Source organism: Neobacillus sp. BF23-41, assembly GCF_041106275.1.
This window is the reverse complement of record NZ_JBGBPR010000081.1, coordinates 1-2,635: the sequence shown is the minus strand read 5'-3', so window position 1 is coordinate 2,635 and position 2,635 is coordinate 1. Positions and strand designations below refer to the sequence as shown.

General features: G+C 32.7%; 3 protein-coding genes. All 3 read left to right on the top strand.

Features of this window, described 5'->3' with window-relative positions; all coding sequences use genetic code 11:
- The first annotated feature begins 397 nt into the window (after positions 1–397).
- The 3 genes from AB7942_RS30360 to AB7942_RS30350 all read left to right on the top strand — a co-directional run bounded on the left by AB7942_RS30360 (position 398) and on the right by AB7942_RS30350 (position 2,535).
- Positions 398–931 (top strand): hypothetical protein, encoded by a 534-nt coding sequence (locus AB7942_RS30360; protein ID WP_369449767.1) that lies wholly within the window; start codon positions 398–400, stop codon positions 929–931.
- A gap of 168 nt (positions 932–1,099) precedes the next feature.
- Entirely contained in the window at positions 1,100–1,507 is a 408-nt protein-coding gene (locus tag AB7942_RS30355; RefSeq protein ID WP_369449766.1) for a YbaN family protein, read from the top strand.
- Between the two features lie 167 nt (positions 1,508–1,674).
- Positions 1,675–2,535, top strand: coding sequence for an Imm26 family immunity protein (locus AB7942_RS30350; protein ID WP_369449768.1), 861 nt, complete (start codon positions 1,675–1,677; stop codon positions 2,533–2,535).
- Positions 2,536–2,635: the final 100 nt, after the last annotated feature.

Genomic DNA, 2,635 nt, shown 5'->3' with positions numbered 1-2,635 from the left:
ATAGATGATAAGGGAATTTTTCATCTAAGTGATAGCGTTGAAAATTTTCAAATCGAGCCAAACAATGATATATATGAACAAGCAATAAATATATATAACGATTTGAAGCAACAATATTAAAAATTCTTGGTAAATTTGGCGTTTGATAGTTGTTATGTGAAAAGTTGCACTTAAACTAATGGGTGCTTGAGTTAAACAAAAGGGTCGCAGCTGCGGCTCTTTTTCTTGTTCCACTAATGGGACAGGTTAGTTTAACAAGAAAATGATTTAATATTAAAGTTTATCAACGCTTTGTTTTAATAAAGAATATGGATTTCAACAATATTTATATGGCACATTTACTCTTAACAATCTTAAAATATAAATAGTAGATATTCCTAAAATGGGGGTTATAAAGATGATTTCAAAAGTATTAGGTTCTTTTCAAGTAAAGGGCAATCAACTCATTGTCAGTGATCCCTGCTATCCTATTGAATGTGCAACGGATGATGACTTATCTTGGATTTTGACCCCAGCTAAAAGTGGGGAATGGAAAGCTACAATCTTTTATGAAGAAGATAAGACTGTCGCTAAATTAATGGCTTGTCATATAGAAGCCAAACAAGACCTTGAGTGGATAGAAATAGGTAAAGAGATTGCAGTTGATTCTGCACAAGCGGGAATTTTTGATGCATCAATTTATTGCAGAGATGAAATGATTACATATGAAGTACAAAACGTTTATGACATAGATATGGATGAAGAGGGACTCAAATATTATGTGGCTTGCTGTGATAAGGTGGCAACTGATGATCAAGGTGGAGTACTGATTGGAGGTACTGTTTCTATGTCTGGACTTGGGGACGGGTACTATCCAGTATCTGTACAATATAATGAAAAAGATGAAATTGTAGCTGTATTATTAGATTTTTACGGTGAAGATGAAGAATAATAATTACCCTTTATATTATGTTGCCTTTCATTGCTATAAGAAAGGTTATTCTTGTTCCACTAACGATGCAGGTTAGTTCAAGAAGAAAATGGTAAGATACTAATCAGTGATATTGAATCAATTGGACTTCCTCTTTACGTTATAAGGGATTAGAATATAAATAAAAAGGTGATTACAATTAAAAAAGTAAAAAGTATCCTATATTTGCTACTTGGATCCATATCTCTTGTGATTGGAGTTGCAGGGACTGTGTTACCAGTTCTACCGGGCGGTCCGTTTTACTTATTTGCTGCTTTTTGCTTTGCGAAAAGTTCCAAGTCGATTGAAAACTGGTTCAAACGCACCTCATTATATGAAAAATACGTTGAATCATTCCTACAAAAAAAAGGTATGACTCGAAAAGAGAAAATCAGAATCAATTTAGTTGCCGATTTCTTCATCGTAATTTCTGTATTTTATGTGGACATCCTTTTATTGAAAATCCTGTTGGTATTGCTGGCCCTCTACAAACATTATTATTTCATTAAAAAAATTAAGACAATTGACCGAAACAGTACGAAACAAAGAGCTTCTTGAAATTTTTCTTCAAATAACGGGTCATTTACTTCAATAAGGGAGTTGCTTCGGCAGCTCTTTTTCTTATGGAGATAAAGGTCAGTTTAGTTGAACAAGGATTATCTACTTAACAAAGCGAATTATATAAAAATATAAATTTAAAGGAGAAAGGATTGTTCTACTTGGAAGTGAAATTCGGGGTAATAACTATTTATTTTCCTAATGTTAGTTTGAGCGACTTCTTTATAAATGAAGACTTTGCAGAATTGTTCGGATTAGAAACCAGTCAAGAAGCAGCTAAGTACATTAAGAAAATTTTAAAAGATAGAATGGAATTGTCATTTAAAAAAATAAAAATTGATTATGAAACAAACGGGATTTTTATAACATCAAAAAAAGGTGAAGTGATAGTTGAGGTAGCAAAAATAATTAATGAATTGATTGGTTTTGAAATCAACAATTATGAATTAGCCAAGGTAAATAAGTTAGCAAAAAATTTTAAAAGACCGAAAAAACAAAGATGGGCTGAAGGGGATATTTTTTTCATTCCAATAAGCAACAGTTCTTATAGCTATGGTCAGATAATTAATAAAGATGAACTTGGATCGCCAATTTGTTGTTTGTTCGAGTTGGTATCTAAAGAAGTAGAAGAAATTGAAAATATTATACATAAAAATGTTGTTTCAATATTACCAATTTCCTCGGAATCCCTGGATAACCACACTTGGAGAATAATCGGAAACAAAAGTGCTGTTGTTCAGGTTGAAGAAGTAATTAAGGGGCAACCAAAAAATTATGTACGTCGAATAACACGTAGTACCTATTCTGATAACTCATTAAAAGCACTGGCAGAAGCTCTTAACGGTGTAAGACCCTGGAACGAAAATGTAGACGTGAACTATTTCGATAAAATGCTAGTTCCCTCGTATCACAAACCTGACAACCTTTTGTTTTTTACAAAGGATGAAAAGATTAACCACTTTAAAAAAATGGGATATGATTTACATCAGCTTGAAGAATCATATAGTAAAACACCTGATTGGTTTTAATATTGTGTACACTTGGTTCTTCAGCTAACGGGTGCTAAAGCTCAAGAAAGATCGCTGCGGCGGTCTTTTTTTTGTTCCACTAACGAGCAGGATAGTTCAA